Source organism: Streptosporangium sp. NPDC002607 (assembly GCF_053592655.1).
Map to the genome: position 1 here is coordinate 314,822 of NZ_JBSFWD010000004.1, position 17,129 is coordinate 331,950.

At 68.0% G+C, this 17,129-nt stretch carries 22 protein-coding genes and 2 pseudogenes; 16 read left to right on the top strand and 8 right to left on the bottom strand.

Features of this window, described 5'->3' with window-relative positions:
• Positions 1–88 precede the first annotated feature (88 nt).
• Entirely contained in the window at positions 89–526 is a 438-nt protein-coding gene (locus ACWD3H_RS07130; protein ID WP_451954364.1) for a transposase family protein, read from the top strand.
• Positions 527–794: 268 nt separating this feature from the next.
• Positions 795–1,076, top strand: a complete 282-nt coding sequence (locus ACWD3H_RS07135; RefSeq protein ID WP_451954365.1) for a hypothetical protein — start codon at positions 795–797, stop codon at positions 1,074–1,076.
• Positions 1,077–1,150: 74 nt separating this feature from the next.
• On the opposite strand, the gene ACWD3H_RS07140 is transcribed toward ACWD3H_RS07135, so the two are convergent.
• Positions 1,151–1,483, bottom strand: coding sequence for a PCC domain-containing protein (locus ACWD3H_RS07140; protein WP_451954366.1), 333 nt, complete (start codon positions 1,481–1,483; stop codon positions 1,151–1,153).
• 235 nt (positions 1,484–1,718) lie between these two features.
• Between ACWD3H_RS07140 and ACWD3H_RS07145 the strand changes: the two genes are divergently transcribed.
• Positions 1,719–2,198, top strand: a complete 480-nt coding sequence (locus tag ACWD3H_RS07145; RefSeq protein WP_451954367.1) for a hypothetical protein — start codon at positions 1,719–1,721, stop codon at positions 2,196–2,198.
• 279 nt (positions 2,199–2,477) lie between these two features.
• Here ACWD3H_RS07145 and ACWD3H_RS07150 read toward each other — a convergent pair whose 3' ends face one another.
• The 3 genes from ACWD3H_RS07150 to ACWD3H_RS07160 are packed head-to-tail and all read right to left on the bottom strand — an operon-like array spanning position 2,478 to position 4,488.
• Positions 2,478–3,125, bottom strand: coding sequence for a class I SAM-dependent methyltransferase (locus ACWD3H_RS07150; RefSeq protein ID WP_451954368.1), 648 nt, complete (start codon positions 3,123–3,125; stop codon positions 2,478–2,480).
• A 57-nt stretch (positions 3,126–3,182) separates the two neighbouring features.
• Positions 3,183–3,506 (bottom strand): hypothetical protein, encoded by a 324-nt coding sequence (locus ACWD3H_RS07155; RefSeq protein ID WP_451954369.1) that lies wholly within the window; start codon positions 3,504–3,506, stop codon positions 3,183–3,185.
• A gap of 49 nt (positions 3,507–3,555) precedes the next feature.
• Positions 3,556–4,488: an SDR family oxidoreductase gene (locus tag ACWD3H_RS07160; RefSeq protein ID WP_451954370.1), complete on the bottom strand. Its 933-nt coding sequence runs from the start codon at positions 4,486–4,488 to the stop codon at positions 3,556–3,558.
• 140 nt (positions 4,489–4,628) lie between these two features.
• On the opposite strand from ACWD3H_RS07160, the gene ACWD3H_RS07165 reads away from it, so the two are divergent.
• Complete coding sequence (locus ACWD3H_RS07165) at positions 4,629–5,261, top strand: TetR/AcrR family transcriptional regulator (protein WP_451954371.1); 633 nt, start codon at positions 4,629–4,631, stop codon at positions 5,259–5,261.
• A pseudogene (locus ACWD3H_RS07170) lies at positions 5,188–5,499 on the top strand (Scr1 family TA system antitoxin-like transcriptional regulator); the annotation flags it as partial. The gene ACWD3H_RS07165 and the pseudogene ACWD3H_RS07170, both read left to right, overlap by 74 nt.
• A gap of 257 nt (positions 5,500–5,756) precedes the next feature.
• On the opposite strand, the gene ACWD3H_RS07175 reads toward ACWD3H_RS07170, so the two are convergent.
• Both ACWD3H_RS07175 and ACWD3H_RS07180 read right to left on the bottom strand, forming a co-directional pair.
• Positions 5,757–5,897 (bottom strand): hypothetical protein, encoded by a 141-nt coding sequence (locus ACWD3H_RS07175; RefSeq protein ID WP_451954388.1) that lies wholly within the window; start codon positions 5,895–5,897, stop codon positions 5,757–5,759.
• Between the two features lie 179 nt (positions 5,898–6,076).
• Positions 6,077–7,033, bottom strand: a complete 957-nt coding sequence (locus ACWD3H_RS07180) for a TIGR01777 family oxidoreductase (RefSeq protein WP_451954372.1) — start codon at positions 7,031–7,033, stop codon at positions 6,077–6,079.
• 438 nt (positions 7,034–7,471) lie between these two features.
• Here ACWD3H_RS07180 and ACWD3H_RS07185 point away from each other — a divergent pair, with 438 nt between their 5' ends.
• The 3 genes and pseudogenes from ACWD3H_RS07185 to ACWD3H_RS07195 all read left to right on the top strand — a co-directional run.
• Complete coding sequence (locus ACWD3H_RS07185) at positions 7,472–8,320, top strand: hypothetical protein (protein ID WP_451954373.1); 849 nt, start codon at positions 7,472–7,474, stop codon at positions 8,318–8,320.
• Positions 8,314–10,941, top strand: a complete 2,628-nt coding sequence (locus ACWD3H_RS07190; protein ID WP_451954374.1) for an outer membrane protein assembly factor BamB family protein — start codon at positions 8,314–8,316, stop codon at positions 10,939–10,941. The genes ACWD3H_RS07185 and ACWD3H_RS07190 overlap by 7 nt, the downstream gene beginning before the upstream one ends.
• A 56-nt stretch (positions 10,942–10,997) precedes the next feature.
• Positions 10,998–11,078 (top strand): annotated as a pseudogene (locus ACWD3H_RS07195) (phosphotyrosine protein phosphatase); the annotation flags it as partial.
• Between the two features lie 126 nt (positions 11,079–11,204).
• Here the strand turns inward: ACWD3H_RS07195 and ACWD3H_RS07200 are convergent.
• Both ACWD3H_RS07200 and ACWD3H_RS07205 read right to left on the bottom strand, forming a co-directional pair.
• Positions 11,205–11,441 carry a hypothetical protein gene (locus ACWD3H_RS07200; protein ID WP_451954375.1) on the bottom strand — a complete coding sequence of 79 codons (237 nt, stop codon included), beginning with the start codon at positions 11,439–11,441 and terminating at the stop codon, positions 11,205–11,207.
• The gene (locus ACWD3H_RS07205) at positions 11,438–11,836 is read right to left on the bottom strand and encodes an ATP-binding protein (RefSeq protein ID WP_451954376.1); all 399 of its coding nucleotides are present in this window, start codon (positions 11,834–11,836) and stop codon (positions 11,438–11,440) included. The genes ACWD3H_RS07200 and ACWD3H_RS07205 overlap by 4 nt, the downstream gene beginning before the upstream one ends.
• Before the next feature lie 264 nt (positions 11,837–12,100).
• On the opposite strand from ACWD3H_RS07205, the gene ACWD3H_RS07210 reads away from it, so the two are divergent.
• The 8 genes from ACWD3H_RS07210 to ACWD3H_RS07245 all read left to right on the top strand — a co-directional run bounded on the left by ACWD3H_RS07210 (position 12,101) and on the right by ACWD3H_RS07245 (position 17,022).
• Positions 12,101–12,949 (top strand): helix-turn-helix domain-containing protein, encoded by an 849-nt coding sequence (locus ACWD3H_RS07210; protein ID WP_451954377.1) that lies wholly within the window; start codon positions 12,101–12,103, stop codon positions 12,947–12,949.
• Between the two features lie 7 nt (positions 12,950–12,956).
• On the top strand, positions 12,957–13,154 hold the full coding sequence (locus ACWD3H_RS07215) for a DUF397 domain-containing protein (RefSeq protein WP_451954378.1): 198 nt from the start codon (positions 12,957–12,959) through the stop codon (positions 13,152–13,154).
• A gap of 48 nt (positions 13,155–13,202) precedes the next feature.
• Entirely contained in the window at positions 13,203–13,406 is a 204-nt protein-coding gene (locus tag ACWD3H_RS07220) for a DUF397 domain-containing protein (protein WP_451954379.1), read from the top strand.
• Between the two features lie 269 nt (positions 13,407–13,675).
• Complete coding sequence (locus tag ACWD3H_RS07225; protein ID WP_451954380.1) at positions 13,676–14,401, top strand: 5-formyltetrahydrofolate cyclo-ligase; 726 nt, start codon at positions 13,676–13,678, stop codon at positions 14,399–14,401.
• Positions 14,402–14,486: 85 nt separating this feature from the next.
• Entirely contained in the window at positions 14,487–14,690 is a 204-nt protein-coding gene (locus ACWD3H_RS07230; protein WP_451954381.1) for a DUF397 domain-containing protein, read from the top strand.
• A gap of 401 nt (positions 14,691–15,091) precedes the next feature.
• A complete protein-coding gene (locus tag ACWD3H_RS07235; protein ID WP_350917601.1) occupies positions 15,092–15,283 on the top strand; it encodes a hypothetical protein in 192 nt (63 codons plus the stop codon).
• 3 nt (positions 15,284–15,286) lie between these two features.
• Positions 15,287–16,393 carry a sensor histidine kinase gene (locus ACWD3H_RS07240; RefSeq protein ID WP_451954382.1) on the top strand — a complete coding sequence of 369 codons (1,107 nt, stop codon included), beginning with the start codon at positions 15,287–15,289 and terminating at the stop codon, positions 16,391–16,393.
• Positions 16,390–17,022 (top strand): response regulator transcription factor, encoded by a 633-nt coding sequence (locus ACWD3H_RS07245; RefSeq protein WP_350917607.1) that lies wholly within the window; start codon positions 16,390–16,392, stop codon positions 17,020–17,022. Before ACWD3H_RS07240 ends, ACWD3H_RS07245 begins: the two co-directional genes overlap by 4 nt.
• The last annotated feature ends 107 nt before the right edge of the window (positions 17,023–17,129 follow it).

A 17,129-nucleotide genomic window follows, 5' to 3' on the forward strand; every position in this document is an offset into this window, starting at 1 on the left:
AGGGTTTCGGCAGGTGGCATGCGAAAGAGCACGACTTCTGGTGATCTTTTAGGTCTCCGAACCCAAGATCGCCGTAGGAGTCGCGCTCGTGTCCTCATCTTCCCTGACCAGCCCTTGTTCCATCCCGTGTCTTGACCGGCTCGCCGACCTGGCGTTGTGGGAAGCGGAACTGGCCACCGACCCGGTCGTGGTGGAATCGGCACTGATACGCCGATTGGCGACAGTGCCCGATCAGCGCTCGGCCTGCGGGCTGCGCCATCGGCTGGTGGTCATCTTGGCGTTGACCGCGTGCGCGACGCTGGTGGTCGGCAGCGATAGCGTGGCGATCTGGCAGTGGGCCGCCCGGACCTCCCAGCAGGTGCTGGCGCGGCTGGGCGCCTACCGTGACCCGTTCACCGGCCTGCTCGTCGTGTCCAGCGAACGAACTTTCTGCCGGGTCCTGGCCGAGGTGGACGCCGACGCGCTGGACGCGGGATGGTGTTGCCCCTGGACGCTCTGCACACCGCCAAGACCACCGCCCGCCTGATCACCGAGCAGTTGGAGGCCCACTACATCCTCATTTTGAAGGGAAACCAGCCGCTGGCCCGCGCCGCCGCGCAAGCCCTGCTGAGCGGCCCGGACGCCGAATGGAGCGACACCACCGCCGTTGAGCGTGATCGTGGCCACCACCGCACCGAACGCTGGAGCATCCGCACCGCCGAAGCAGACGACACCCTCTTCCCAGGTGCCCGCAAGTCTTCCGGCTCCGCCGCGACGTCGGCGATCCAGGCGGCGCGTGAACCAGCAAGGAGATCGTGTACGGCATCACCAGCCTGCCCGCCGAAGCGGCCAGGCCCGCCCAGCTCAACCATTACGAACACGCGCACCGGGGAGTGGAAAATCGTCTCCACTGGGTCCGCGACGTAACGTTTCGCGAGGACCTCTCCCAGCTCAGGGCAGGCACCGCCCCCAGAGCCCTGGCCGACTTCCGCAATCTAGCGATCAACACCGCCCGTCTGGCAGACCGGGCCAACATCGCCCACGCCCGCCGCGACCTTCTCGATCACAACGACACCTTCGCCGTCTACAACATTTGATCAACCCGAAGAAGCCGGACATAGCGAATCAACGCCGGGGCCCTGGCTGGGGAGTGGCACGGCGGGTGACAAGTTCAGCTGACGGGCATCACATAAACACGGGCGAACCAGTGGCCAATTTGGGCACTGTGCAAATGCCCGGTAACTCCCCTATCACCTTCGACACCCATGACCACATGAACATGCGGCTTGCCATCGACGATCTCGCCGGTACCGGTCATTTCGCCAGTCATGGCGTATTCAGTGATATTGTCCGCCGTTGGGTCTTTTGCGAGCATTGTGGAGACAACGAACGAATCCACGGCCCCGATCAAGGAGACGATGGCACCGTTCAGAATGCCCGGCTCCTTCGCCTGCCGGCTGATCTCGGAGACGAGTTCGCCTTTCTGGATCTCGATCACGTGCATGGGTCTTCTCCCCGGATCACAAGGCCGATGGTGCGGATAGTCTCGCGCACCGGCTCGGTTCTCAGTGCACGAAGCAGCGCAGCCCTTGCGTCATCGGATTTATCTCCACAGATGGGCATGTCGCGAAAAATCATGCGAGGCATCAATCAGGTGAGCCGCCGAGCAGCCACGTGAACTGCGAGAGGAACTCATGGCACGGCGATCACGTGTACTCGCGGCGCTTACCGCATTGGTGATGATCGGCTGGCTCGGTGGCTGCACGAAGGAGTCAAAGATGAACGATGGGCCGAACATGTCCGATGCCCAGGCCCTCGCCCGGGTGGAGGAGCTCATCCGTTCGGTCCTCACCGGGGCCACACCGACTCCCGGCATGGATCTTTACCCGACAAGCCTCGCCGACCACCCCTGCATCCCCAATGAGGGGAACATTCTCACCGGCGATATCTATGTCATTCGAATCTACTACCTGACGGGAATTCCCAAAGAGCACCTCGTCCGGGAAGTTCGAAAGATTCAAGCAAGCTGGGAGAAGGCTGGGCATAAAATTACAAATACATATGCGTTCAACCAAGGAGAGCCTCAATTATCCGGCAGAACCGGTGACGACTTTCGCCTTGCCATCGATACAGTCAAACGAGAGTCCACCTTGCAAATTTTACTCTCGGTGAGCTCGCCATGCTTTCGCCCCGGCAAGCCTTCTCCCTCCTCCCCCTGACCCGCCGAACTCATTTCTCCTTGCTCGCACGGCTCATCGGCCGAATTCCGCCACGTCACCCCAGGACCATCCTCGTCCGGCTCCGGTTGAAATTCGACCCGAACTCGATCCCGGCTCTCCGGCATGTTCACTGGAACAGCACGCGTCCCCGAATGAAGGACGAAAGTCGATCGTGATCGCCGACAGCACGTCACCTGATCACGAGTCGACGCCTGGAGCCTGACGGCTCCCCGTCCGGCAGGTTGGATGCGGTCATGTGTTCGGTCAGGCAGCCCCTGCCTAGGCTTTGCGGGCGAGCAGTTGAATCTCCCGGAACTGCCGCCGGTCGGTGGGCTGAGGCTCGCGAACCATCCGGGCCACCTCGGCCAACCCGGACTTGCGCAGCATCGCGGCGAGGTGATCAGGCCACCACCGATAGGCCGGCGCGACTGCGTGATCGAAGACCTGCGTCGGGTGAGACGGATCATCGCTTGCCGAAAAGCCGATCAGAAGGTGGCCGCCAGGTGCCAGCACGCGGTGGAACTCCGCCAGGATGACGGGGAGTTCCTGCGGCGGAGTGTGGATGACGGACCAACGTGAGAGTACGCCGCCCAGCACGCCGTCAGCGATGTTCAACGCGGTCATCGAGCCCACGTCGAACCGCAGGCCCGGATAGGCCTGTCGAGCCAACTCGATCATCGCAGGAGAGGCATCGACACCGACCACCGCCAGCCCCAGCTCGTCCAGGTAAGCGGTGATATGGCCAGGCCCACACCCCAGGTCCGCGACCTGACCGTCCCCACTCGCACTTACGACCTCGGCGAAGGCACCCAACATCGCGCGGTCCAGGGGCCTGTCACGCAGCTCTCCGCGGAACAGCTGCGCATAGGTGGAGGCAGCAGCATCGTAAGCCTCGCGGGTGGCACCGAGGGCATCGTGTTCGACCATGATCGCGACAGTAGTCCCTGGCGCCGAGGCGAGAGAATCACGATCTTCCCTCCCGGGCTATCGCCAGTTCAGAGAATCCGTACCGACATCCGCGGCTCGCGCATCCCGCAGATGAGCATCGACGACCAACGACTGTACGGCACCGCCTTCCGCACCCTCGACGAGTTCGAACGGCGCGTCCGGGAACTCGTCGAGCTGAGCGACCGCGCCACCGCACTGGCCCGCGACGGCCTCACCGGCGGAGCCCTGCACCCCCCGCACCGGCCGGTGAGAGGGCAGGGGCGTCTCCCCGCCGACGTGTCCGGCTCCGGCCAGAGCAGCGGTCAACGGGCCGGAGGCCTTTACCGGTTCGTCACGCCGGGGGAAGGTCAGCCGGTGCAAGTTCGCGCACACCTCCGACGATGGAGGTCACCATGGCATCCGGACGTGCTCAGGCGAAGTAGTGGCCCTCCTTCAGGTCGGCGATCAGTCCCGGACGGGTCGGCTGCCACCCGAGCAGGTCGCGAGTGATCTGTGCTGAGGCCGGGCCGTCGACTCCCCAGAAGCCGCCGAGCCAGCCGACGTATTCTCCGGCCTGCTCGGGGGTGACGGAGACGGCGGGAACGCCGAGGTGTGACGCGAAGACCTCGGCGACCTCGCGGATCGGGACGCCCTCGTCGCCGACCGCGTGCAGCACCGACCCGGCCGGCGCGGACTCAAGCGCGAGGCGGAACAGGCGCGCGGCGTCGTCGCGGTGGACGGACGGCCAGCGGTTGGCGCCGTCGCCGACGTAGGCCGCGGCGCCTTTCTCGCGCGCGAAGCCGACCACGGTCGAGATGAACCCGTTGTCGCCATTGCCATGCGTGGCCGGCGGGAGACGCACGACCGAGGAGCGGACCCCGTGGTCGGCGAGCGCGAGAGTGTGGTGGGCGTTGCCCATCCGCCCGCCTGCGCCGCTGATCGGACCCTTGCCATCCCCGGCATCCGCCAGTCCGTCGCGTTCGGTGGCGACGACTCCGGACGGGAGCCCGAGCACGCCGAGGATGCCGGAGGCGATGACGAAGGGCTTGCCGGTGCCGGTGAGGGCCTCGCCGAAGGTCTCGATCGCCACGCGATCGGCGTCGGTGGCGCCGGCGAAGTCGCCGGCGAAGGCGATGTCGTGCTTGAACGCGAGGTGGATGACCCCGTCGGACGACGCGGCGGCGTCGCGCAGGGTGTCGAGGTCGTCGAGTGATCCCGGCCGGACCTCGGCCCCCGCGCCTCGCAGGGCTTGTGCCGCGGCATCGGAGCGGGCGAGCCCGATGACCGTGTGACCTGCGGCGGTCAACTCGGGAACGAGCCCGCGGCCGATCCAGCCCGACGCTCCGGTGACGAAAACGCGCATGGGAAACCTCCAGGACGTGGGCGCCTACCGGGCGGATCCGCGGCGGGCGGCCCTTGAAGTCAGTCACTATTCTTTGTACAGTCGTACTAGAAAAGTCAAGTTGAGACAAACAGCCGGAGGCAGTGATGGCGGGACGGCCCGTGGACCATCAGCGGCGGGCCGAGTTGCTCGATGCGGTGGTCGACTACACGGTCGAGCACGGGTTCTCCGAGCTGTCGTGGCGGCCCGTCGCTGCCGCCCTCGGGGTTTCGGCCACGACGTTGGTGCATCACTTCGGCACCAAGGAACAGATGCTCGAGACCATCCTCGGGCGCTTGCGCGAGCGCATATTCGTGGCCACCAGCGATATGGCCGGCGAGCAGCCCGACCTGGCGACGGCGGCGCGTGCGGTCTGGACGCGGACCTCCGACCCGCAACAGTGGGCGGAGTTCAGGCTGTTCTTCGCGGTCTACGGACGCGCTCTCCAGGCGCCGCAGCAGTTCGCGGAGTTCCTGGAGCACGTCGTGGCCGACTGGATGAGCACCCTAGTCGACGCGCAAGGACCAGACACCGACCCGGCGACGGCGACACGCACGGCCACACTCGTGATCGCGACGATCCGCGGGCTGCTGCTCGACCTGCTCGCCACCGGTGACCGAGACCGGGTCCAAGACGCGGCCGAGAGCTTCCTCGCCACTCTCAAACAGAGCGCGGGCACCGATGGAACGGGCCGGTCTGCGGCAGGCACAGGAAACGCAGCTGCCGCTGTACGAGCGGACCCGTCGCTTCCGTAGTTACGCGCCCAGCCTGGTCCCCGGGATCATCCATACGCGTGCCTACACCACCACGGTCCTGCGGACGATCATGCAACGACGGTCGATCCCCGATGATGTGGATACCGCTGTCGCGGTTCGGATGGAACGGCAACGCGTTCTCCACGAAGGCGGTCATCAGTTCGCGTTTCTCGTGGAAGAGACGGTGCTGCGCTCGGTGATCGGGGGCAGGGAGGTGATGGCCGCCCAGCTCGACCACCTGACCGCGGTGGCGTCCCTGCCATCCGTCAGCCTCGGTGTACGGCCGGTACGGCGGGAGCAGACTTCTGAGCATGGACTGGATCCCGCACGCCTCCGCGCTCGCCGAGCGTGCCACCCGCCCCGGATCACCGTGGCGGCCCCCATCACGGACACGCCCCGGCACGCGTTCGTACCCCGCTGGTGGAAAGCCACCGGCAACGGAGCGTGGACCCTGCAGGACGGACCCGGCGACGCGGAAGCCTGGATGGCCGCCGCCTACAGCGACCGCAGCCTCGTCACCCAGGTCGGCACGTCACACGCCGACCACGCCAGGCCGGAGGACCACCCGATCGGCAAACCGACATCCTCGTCCACCCTGCCGACCCTGGTCGTGCAGATGCTGGAGCACGCCGCCATCGAGAACACCTCCGCCGTCCTGGACGTGGGTACCGGCTCCGGGTTTCGACCACCTCATCTGAGAGGCACCGATGGAGCTGTCCGGCGCCGAATGGCACAAGAGCAGCCTCGGTCAGGGCGACGGCAACAACTGTCACGGGCCGCGGAACGCCCGCCGGTGGTCCGCGTCCCCGGGAGGCTCACCCGGGGACGCGGGCCCCTCCACGCACGCGCCCCACGAGGTCGTCGGCGGCCTCAGGCCACCGGGCATGGTCGAAGGTGAAGCCCGCTTCGAGCAGGCGGCCGGGAACGACCCGGCGGCTCTTCAGCAGGAGTTCGGTGTCCGAGCGCAGTGCGAACGCGCCGAGCCCGGCCATCCACCTCGTCGCGGGCAGGCCGACCCGAATCCCCCATGCCGCGCGCAGCACGCGCATGAACGTACGCTGCGGCAGAGGATCGGGAGCGGCGAGGTTCACCGGCCCCGCGAGGTCGTCCCTGTCGGCCAGGAACTCGACGGCGCGGACGAAGTCTCGGTCGTGGACCCAGGACATGTACTGCGCGCCGCCCGCGATCGGGCCGCCGAGGCCGAGCCGCACCATCCGCAGCAGGACGTCGAAGACACCACCGCGATCGGGACTCATCACCATCGCGGTACGCAGGGCGACCTTGCGCGTGTGCGGGGTTTCAGCTCGCTCCTGCTCCCGCTCCCACGCTTTCGCGATCTCGACGCTGTAGGCCCAGTAGGCCGGGACACCGGGTTCGGTGCCGCCGAGTACGCCGGTCGCCTCGTCATTGGGCGCGTCGAAGCGGTGGGAGTAAACGGTGGCGGTGCTCATCTGCAACCAGACCCGAGGAGGCCGCGCGGCGGCCGCGATCGCCTCGCCCACAACCCGGGTGGAGTGCACGCGCGAGTCCATCATGGCCTTCAGGTTGGCGGCGGTGTAGCGGCAGTTGACGCTGCGCCCGGCCAGGTTGACCACGATGTCGCTGCCGTCGATCTCCTCCGCCCAGGGCCCCAGGGTCCCCCCGTCCCAGCGCACATCACGCTCCCGCACCGGCCGCCTGGTCAGCACCACGACGTCATGCCCCGCAGCGGTCATCGCACGATCCAGGATCGCGCCCACCTGGCCGCTTCCTCCAGGTATCACTATTTTCATCGGACTCCCCAGAACGTGTGAGACCAACCTAGCGCGGCACGCTGAACGCGTTCAAAAGAGGTCGCTCACCGACCCGCGCGCATGCGCGGCAGCCTCCAGGCGAGCGAGACGTCGAGTGCGCTCGTCATGGGCTTCGTACCGTTCGATCAGCGAATCGAGCGCGCGCCGCATGGCGACCCAAGGCGCTTCGCCGGGTGGGCGAGCGGTAAGCGCGTCACGTAGGCGCTCACCGGCGTCGACCGACTCTCCGAAGGGCGTCTCTTCCTTGGACGGAAAGTATCGGACGAGCGGTCCTCCTCCCGCATGAGTGGGCAGCGGATCCGCAGGACACGCCGGACATGCTCGCCGACAGCCGTGAATAACCGAAAAACCGCTCCTTCGCGCTCAAGCTCGTGCCTACCCTGGTCTCGAAGATCGGTCGTGGAGGAATGCGTCCCCATGGGCAGAGCTCGCCGGAACAAGCGCACATCGACCGGCCGCGACGCCGCGGCCCAGCGACAGGATGGTGCCGAGGCGTCCGATCCCGCCCGGTCGAAAGGGCTGCTGGCGTGGCTGGCGGGGATCGTCAGCGCCGTGATCCTGGCCGCGTTCGGCGTCGTGTTCACCGAGTGGTACAACGCGCACGGCTCCGACACGGTCGAGCAGGTACGCGGCGCCGCCCCGATCACCGTCGGCCACGTAGCCGTCGACTACTCCGAGCGCGACACCGTCCTGCGCGAACCGGTGACCGCCCCCGAGGACCGGGCGCTCATGCTGGCCGCCCACGTGGGCAAGCAGCGTGAGGCGATGCTGGCGCGCCACCAGATGGCCCTGATCGACAGCATGAACGTCACCGTCGCGCTGACCGGGAACCGCAGCAGCCTGCGCATCGTGGACATCGAGCCGCAGGTCCTCGCCCGCAGGCCGGTGTCGGAGGGCGCCCGCCTGATCGCCATCACCGGCGGCGGCGAGGCGGGCACCGTCGAGATGGCCGCCGACCTCGACCGTCCCGCGCCTCGGTTCACGACCGGCGGGGACACCCCGTACTTCCGGAAGAAGCAGATCGACCTGAAACGGCATGAACCGGTCACGCTCAGCCTGAGCTTCACCGGCAAGAAGGCGTACTACGAGTTCGACCTGCGGGTCACGGTGCTCGCGGACGGCCGTACGGAAGAGGTCGTGGTCAAAGGACCGGACGGGGGGCCGTTCCGGCTGACCGGCGAGGCCGCCCGTTACCGGTCCTACTACCGGCAGGCGCCGCAGGGCGGCTGGCGGCCGGTCTCCTGCGGGAAACGCCGGACATGCTGATCACCCGTTGCCTCCGGGCCCTGGCGGCGCTCTCGGTGGCCGCCGCGCTCGCGGTCGCCGATGACGGGCGGCCCCCGCTGGAGCTCGTGGGGTGGAAGGCGGCGTGGTCGGCCCCCGCCGATGAGACGGCCTCGTTCTCCTTCCTGTCCGGCGAGAATCTGATCATGGCGACGCCGGAAGAGGGGACGGTGACCGTGCGCGATCCCGGCACCGGCGCGATCCGGCTCACCATTCGCACCCCGCTCCATTCCCTCAGCGACGCGTGGGCCACGGCCGGCGCCCTCGTCGTGGCCGGGAGCCAGAAAGGATCGACGGACCGGACCCTGTACGGCTACGACCTGGCCTCCGGCGGACCGCTGTGGCGGCACGCGCTGCCCCCGTCGGGGCCGCGGGAGCACAACTTTCCGCGGATCCTGGTGTCCGAGTACGGCGTCGTCGTCTTCCACCGGGAGTCCGGGCTGCTCTCGCTCGACGCGCGAACCGGCGGCGTCCGGGCGCGGGCCGCCGTGGCGGTGGGCTGCGAGGGAGAGACCGGCTCCACATCCGGGGCTCTGCTGCTGCTGAGCCGCTGCGGGCAAGGCCGCGTGCGGCTCGACTCCTTCGATCCGCGCACGCTACGGCGGAACTGGACACGTCCGGTGACCACCTGGCGCACCGCGCCGGGCGTCGGCGTCCGGCTCTGGTTCAGGGAGGCGTCGGAGGGCTTCGTCATCGCGGCGTTGGACGGCGACGATTTCCTCTTCACGCAGGACGGCACACCGCTGCCCCGCTCCCACCTGGAGCGGGCCGCCGCCGGGAGCCCGCCGCCGGAGGTCGGCAGGCATCCCGACGCCGAGGATCGCCCCGGGTTCGACTGGAACAACGCGTGGCCGCTGCCCGGTTACCTCAACTCGCGAGAGCAGGACACCGGCCCTCCCATCGCGCTCCCCCTCGACAGGCCGCTCACCCACACCACCGTCTTCGTGGGGGCGACCTCCCATATGGCCTTCATCCACGGTGACGCCCGGATCACCGCCCTGCGTCCCGTCTACGGACGCCCCACCGGCCCCGTCGCACTCGGCGGCGTCCCGCCGGGCGATTGGCCGGACGCCTGCTCCCTGCTCACCTCGCGCGACCTCAGCCAGGACGTCCGCCGTATCCCGGGAAACAAGTCCCTGGGCCGCCTCACCCTGCCCAGGCCCGTGACCTGCGACTGGGTGCCACCCGAGGACGACGGCGGGGTCATCTCGCTCTCCGTGAGCTGGGTGTCCCCGGACGCCGGCGCCCTCTTCGCCGCCGCCGCCGAGCTGACCAGGCGTCACGAGAGCTTCGACTACGACCCCACGATCGAGGGCGAGGGCATCTTCTCCTACACCGCCCACGGCCCCGGGGGGACCTTCGGCGCGACGCTGGTCAACGTGGGCCCGGTCATCGTCCATCTGACGTCGCCGTCGCGACTGGTGCAGCGCTTGGCCGCGTTCCGGGTGCGTGACAACCTGATGGCCCGCTACCGGCCGGGGGAGCGCGTCCCTCCTCCGGCGCGGACGGGCGGGTGGACCCATCTCGCCGACGGGAGCGTCAACACCGACCCGGTGGTGGACGGCGGTGTGGTGTACGCCGGCGCCGACGACGGTCTTTACGCCCTGGACGCCGTCACCGGCCGGGCGCGGTGGAAATCCTGGCCGGCCACGCCCATGCTCGTGGACGGCGTGCTCTACGGCGCGAGGAGTGACAGGGTGGCGGCCATCGACACCGCCACCGGCCGGATGCGGTGGAACCGCCGCTTCGGCACCCTGTACGTCGGCATCCATGACCTCGTCATCCAGGACGGCGGCGTGTACGCGGGCGTCGGACTCACCCACGTCGTGGCGCTGGAGGCCGCCACCGGCAAGCAGCGGTGGCGCTTCCGCGTCCCCGGCACCCTGGGCCGCGTGGCCGTGGCCGCCGGCACCGTCCACGTGAGCAGCCGGGAAGGCATGCTGTACGCCCTCGACGCCAGGACGGGCGCGCTTCGCTGGCGTTCCCGCGTGGGCACCGGAAATATCAACCCGGCCGGTTACCTGGCCGCGACCGGGGAGGCCCTCTTCGTGATCACCGGCGCGAAGGCGTCCGCGCTCGACCCCGCCACCGGGAGGGCACGGTGGCGCGCCCGCGTCAGCGCCGTCGTCCGGTACGACCCCGTCGTGATCGGCGGCACCGTCTACCTCGGCGATCTCGCCGGGCGCACGTACGCGCTGAACGCCGCCTCCGGCCAGGAGCGATGGAGGCTCACCACCGAGGGCGACAGCGGCCGGTGGAACGTCACCGCGTCACGAGGGAAGGTCTACGTCGCCGGCCGGAGCCTGCACGCCCTCGACCCCGAAACCGGGAAAGAACGGTGGAGCAGGCCGCTCATCGCCCAGGTGTCGGTCCACGAGGACACCGTCTTCGCCCAAGAGGAGGGCGGCACGCTGCACGCGCTGGACGCGGCCACCGGCGCGCCCCGCTGGCACTTTCAGACCGGCGGCAGGTTCCAGACCCTGCCGGTCGTGGCCGGCGGCCTCGTCTACGTCGGCAGCTCGAACGGCAACCTGTACGCGCTGCGCGACACGGACGGACTCCCCGGGCCGAACCCGGCGGAGTTTGACCGGCGCACCTGGTGAGTATGGGGCGTCCGGTGCGAGCCGACGGGCTCGGGTATGGTGTCAGGAAATGACCGGGCTGCGGCGACGCCTGCCCGATCTTCCCCGGCAAACGCTACCTGGACTGGCAGCTGACCGACCCGGCCGGCCAGGGCATGGCCGGAGGTGACGCCGAAGGTGGCGATCGCGACCGCGATGGCGAGTTCGAAGTTGTTGCCCGCCATGGTCGATCAGGGTGGTTCCGGCTCAGGCGGGGAGGGCCGCCCGGCGCGGTGACATCGTGGTCAGCCCGAACGTGGCTCGTGGTCGCCCGGTGGGCAGGACGGGTTGCAGAGCACGTCGACCCAGACTTCGGCGACCGGCGCGGCGATCTGCTCGACGACCTCGGCCGGGAGCACGTCGTCCGTGACGTCGGCCCAGATCAGGCGTACGGCGACGGCCAGCGTGACGATGGCGGCGCCGCAGCGCGCACAGACGCACACGTCGCCGGGCATGTCCAGCACGGGCAGCGGACCGCTCACCGAGATCCCGGTTCCACGCAGACGAACCAGACAGTCTTACCCTGCGGTGCGGACTCGACGCCCCACCGGTCCGCGTAGGCCGCGACGATCGCCAGCCCACGACCGTGCTCCGCGTCCGGACCCGCCGGGAGCGGGGCCGGCCACATCGCGCTGTGGTCGGTGACCTCCCCGCACACGATCCGCCCGTGCCGGTGCAGCGAGAGAGTGATCGGCGCCCGCCCGTGCACGACCGCGTTGCTCACCAGTTCGGACACCACCATGGTCACGTCCTCCGTGACGGAGGAGATGCCCCAGATGACGAGGGCTTCCCGCGCCAGCCGACGCGCCGCACCGACCACTTCGGGATCGGCGGGCAGGTCCCAGCACGCCTCAAGAGCCTTGCGAGGTGTCTTCATAAGTTTCTCCAGCCGAGGCGAGACCGACAGAGTGAATGCCGCGCTTACCGTGCGTGGGATCAGAACTGCGAAGTCCGAATCCGACCAGGACAGCGACCGATGTCACACAGCATCACGAGTTACTTACAGAACGTGTTCGCTTGACGGCCCTATGATGTGGCCTGCACAGTCGATACTGCAACTCTCATTTTGAAACTCGACCGATATGTCTTCTCTTGCGTCGAGTGCTCTACGATCAGCATCCCTACGCTTTGGAGGCAAGCGATGACAAACAGTGGCCAGAGTCCAACTGTGCGCCGTCGACGTCTGGCCGCCGAACTCCGGCGTCTACGCGAGGCCGCCGGTCTGACCATGGAGGAGGTCGCTCAATCGCTGGACATGTCGCGGGCCACGATTTCGCGCCTCGAAGCGGGCAAAACAGCCCGACCACGCCCTCGCGACATTCGGGACATCCTCAAGCTGTACAAGGTGGGAGATCCTCAGCGGGAGGCGGTCATGGACCTTGCCCGGGGCGCCCGCGAGCGAGGATGGTGGGAGCAGTACAAGGGCGTCTTCACCGGCACCTACGTAGGGCTCGAAGCAGAGGCATCCTCAATTGACACTTTCGAACCCCTTGTGATCCCTGGCTTGCTGCAAACCGCTGCGTACACGGCCGAACTGACCCGGGCCTCGCTGACCCACGACCCCGCCGAGATTGACAAACACGTGGAAGCAAGGATGCGCCGACAGGAGATTCTGCAGCGCCCGAACTCACCCCGATACTGGGCAATCATCGACGAGGCTGCTCTTCTACGACCAGTGGGTGACGTAGAAGTCATGCGCGGCCAACTTCACAAGTTGATCGACACCCATCCGCTTGAGCACGTGACCATTCAGGTCATTCCGATGTCGGCCGGTCCGCACATCGGCCTATGGGGTCAGTTCGTCATCCTCGGCTTCCCTGACCCCACTGACCGGAACGTTGTCTACGTTGAAACCCCGACAGACGGTCTCTATCTCGAAGAGCCCGAACACCTCGAACGCTATAACCTGATGATGCAGCGCCTCGTCGCCGACGCACTTGGAGTTGACGCGTCGATCGCTTATCTGTCCAAACTGATCGACCAGTTGTGAGGCACCGATGGATCTGTCAGGCGCCGAATGGCGCAAGAGCACCCTCAGCCAGGGTGGCGGCAACAACTGCGTGGAAGTCGCACTGAACCTTCCCGGCATCGTCGCGGTACGTGATTCGAAGGCCCCCGACGAGTCGAGCCTGATCTTCACCCCCTCGGAGTGGTCCGCCTTCGTCAGCGATATACAAAACGGCCAGTTCGACTGACCAAAACCCCGCCGCACAGACATAACCGCGATGAGCCGAGAGGAAATCATGGACCTTACCCAGCGCTACCCCCTGACATGGCGAAAGAGCTCCCTCTCCGGCTCGGGCGACAACTGTGTCGAGGTCGCGGCTCTCCCCAGTGGGGGCCAGGCCGTACGGGATTCCAAAAACCCCATCGGCCCCGTCCTGAAGTTCACCTCTGACGAATGGAACACCTTCATCAGCGGTATCAAGGCCGGACAGTTCGACTGACGAACACCCGCTGTACGAGTACGGTCCCGACCAGCCGCCGGCCAGGGCTTCCATCGTGGCCGGCGGCTGGGCGGGTTCAAACGCGTGCTGATGAACAGCAACGCACGCGCGCACCGAGCACATGACCGAAGTCACCCGGCCGCAGACGGTCTGGGCTCAACATCGTCTTCGGAGCGGGCCGGGAACTGCGTCCCTGGCGGCGGATACCGGTCGTCCAGGACGTGTACGACCATCTGCTCACCCTCATGGCGGCGGCGTAGGGAGCGAAGTTGACCAGTTCGGGCACCGACCAGGCCAAACAAGCGATCCGCGAGCGAGTATGGGCGTTGCTGGAGCACGAGCGGGCCGCGCCGCCCGGTGTCCATGGCCGTATTCCCGCCTTCTTCGGAGCCGAGGCCGCCGCCGACCGCCTGGCCGAGTTGCCCGTGTGGCAGGCCGCTCAGGTCATCAAGTCCGTACCGGACAGGGCACAGCTCCCGGTCCGAGTGCGGGCGCTCGCTGAGAGCCGGTTGGTCTACATGGCCGTACCCAAGCTGGCCGAGGAACTGCCGTTCTACCTGCTCCATCCGGCGACGCTGACCGTCCCCCCGGCCGAAGCCGCGTCGAGCAAGGTGGCCGCGATCGTGGCACGAAAGATCGGCGTGGACGATATGCGGCCGGTCGATCTGATCGTGTGCGGCAGCGTCGCGGTCAACCGGCGCGGTGTCCGGCTGGGTAAGGGCGCCGGCTACTCCGACATCGAGGTAGCCCTGCTACAGGAGGCGGGGTTGATTGGGCCAGAGACAACCATCGTGACGACGGTGCACTCCTTGCAGGTGGTTGACGACGAACTGCCGGAAACCAAGCATGACTTCAGCGTCGATCTGATCGTGACACCGGATGAGGTTATCGAGTGCGGACCGCCACGCCGACCGCAAGGACTCTATTGGGACAGCCTGAGCCAAGAAAAGATCAGGGCTATTCCAATTCTGGCCGCGATGAAAAATGGCCTGTAGGTATGCGATGGACCAAACGGTGTTTCGCCCCACCGGGAGCGTACCTTGGAGGCCCGACCAGACATATCAGGTAAGGGTGGAAGTCATGGACTTCACGAAATCCGATCTCATCTGGCGCAAAGCCTCCCTCAGTTCGGCGGAGGGACAGAACTGTGTCGAGGTCGCGACGCTTCCCGACGGAGGCCAGGTCGTACGAGACTCCAAGAACCCCGCCGGCCCCACCCTGAAATTCACCCCCGGTGAATGGAACACATTCATCAGTAGCGTCAAGGACGGCGAGTTCGACTAGCGAACACCCGCTACACAGGTACGACTACGACGAGCCGCCGAGCCAGGGCTGCCATCTCGGCGAGTAGCCCGGCCGGTGGTCGGTCGAGTTCGAGTGCGTGCTGGTGGATGGTGACGCGGGCGTGCCGGGTCTGGAGGATCTGCAAAACGTAATCGGCAGGCCAGTCTCGGGGTCGCATCCGGTCGCGCGCCGCACGGTGCGGAGAAATTCCGGGTCCTCGTCGAGGTCGACGCCGTACTCGTCGATCCGTCCGGCGTTCCGGCGGGACCTGGCAGACGACCACGTGCGCGCCCGGGTAGTCGCCAGGTGGGCGACACGGCTACCGGCTACGTCGAGTTCCACCCCGCTCTCCACCCTTCGAGGGTGCCGCTCCACCCCACCCGATCCCTACCTTCCCAGGCATGGACAAACGCTCTGGACGGTCGGGCCTCTGGCTCGACCTGCTGCACCGGCTCCTGGACGCCAATGGGGGAAAGATGAACGGCAAGCTCCTGCTCGCGATCGTGGTCGTGGCGCTGCTGGTGGTCGTCGGCTTCGTGGCCTTCCGGCTTATCCTGGTGGACATGATTTTGACCCTGAAGGACTCGCGCTAAGCGATGCGGGAGGTGTGGGGTCGGGTCGTGCGGCTGCTGGCGGCCGATGACCCCGAAACCGGCCGCCTGGTCAGGCTGCTGATGAGCCTGGTCTTCGCCTGGTCGCTCGCGACCGCCTCGCCCGATCGCGCCCCCGCGCTGGTGTGGTCGGCGCTCGGCGCGTCCATGGCGTGCTGGCTGGCCTTCGTCCTGCTCGACGGCCGCTTTCCGCGCGTGGCCGTGGCTCTGCTCGCGGCCGGTTCGGCGATCGCCTCGTCGGTGTCAGGATCGGCCGAGGCGGCGCCCACGGTGTTGCTGTTCGCGACACTGCTGCTGTTCGCGGCGCACGTGACGCCGAGCATGGGAGCGATCGTCGCGGTCACCGTGGGCGACCTGACGCTCATGGTCGGCAGCATGCTGTGGTGGGAGCAGCCTCGATCGGCGATCGTGGTCCGCGGGGCGGTCATGATGTGCACCGTGCTCTTCGCGTTGCACCGGCGCCACTACCGCCGGGCCCAGCAGGACCGGGCCAGGGCCATGGCTCTCGACGAGCGGGCTCGCATCGCCAGAGAGCTCCACGACGTGCTCGCGCACTCCCTCGGTGCCCTGGGGGTGCAGCTGGAGGTCGCCGAGGCCATACTCACCGAGCGAGGCGACGTGGAGGGAGCGGTGACGCGCATCCGCAGGTCGCGGGCTCTGGCCAGGGAGGGGCTGGTCCAGGCGCGCTCGGCGGTGGCGGCCCTGCGCGAGGACGTGCCGCCGCTGCCCGACGCGCTGAGCCTGCTGGTCGCCGAGCATCGCAGGGACCACGACGTGCCCGCCGAGCTGCGCACGACGGGCGCGCGGCGGCCGATCACCCCGGCGGCGGAGGTCTGCCTGCTGCGTACGGCACGCGAGGCGCTGACCAACGCCGCCAAGCATGCCCCGGGCGAGCCGGTCAGGGTCGAGCTCGGCTACGGTGAGGGCACCATCCGGCTGGTGGTGCGCAACCCATGCGCGGCCGGACGCGCGGCGGCGTCATCCGGGCACGGCCTGCAGGGCATGGGTGAGCGGCTGGCGCTCGCGGGCGGGACTCTGAACGCCGGACCGGCGGGTGGTCTGTGGGAGGTACGGGCGGAGGTGCCGGAGTGAGGGTTCTGGTCGTGGACGACCAGCAGCTCATGCGCGAGGGCCTGGTGGCGCTGCTGGACCTGGTCGACGACGTGGAGGTGGTGGGCGACGCCGGGAACGGCGAAGAGGCCCTGAGCCTGGTGGCCGAGCTGCGCCCCGACGTCGTGCTCATGGACCTGCGCATGCCCGTGATGGACGGCGTCGAGGCCACGCGGCGGATCGCCCGCCATTACCCGGAGGTGGTCGTCGTGGTGCTGACCACCTACGACGACGACCGGTCCGTGGACTCCGCCCTACTGGCCGGGGCCTGTGGCTACCTCACCAAGGACGCCGGACGCGCCGAGATCGCCGCCGCCCTCCGCTCCGCCGCCGCCGGGCAGTCGACGTTCTCGGCCGCGGTGTCCCGTCGGCTGGTCGACGCGCTGTCTCGCGCCGCACCACCGCCGGTCACGGCCTGCCCCGACGGGCTGACCGTGCGGGAGGTCGAGGTGCTGCGGCTCGTCGCCGGGGGTCTGAGCAACGCGGAGATCGGCTCGGCCCTCTTCATCGCGGAAACGACCGTCAAGACGCACATCAACAACGCCTTCGCCAAGATCGGCGTCCGCAACCGCACGGAGGCCGCCGCCTACGCGCGCGACAAGCTGCACTAGGTCCTGTCCTGTGGATCTTGCCGTGGCGAGGATCGGTCAGGTGGTGTCTCGCAAGGCGGAGGAGGGAGCCGCAGCGTGCTGCGGTGACCGACGACAACGCGGCGAGG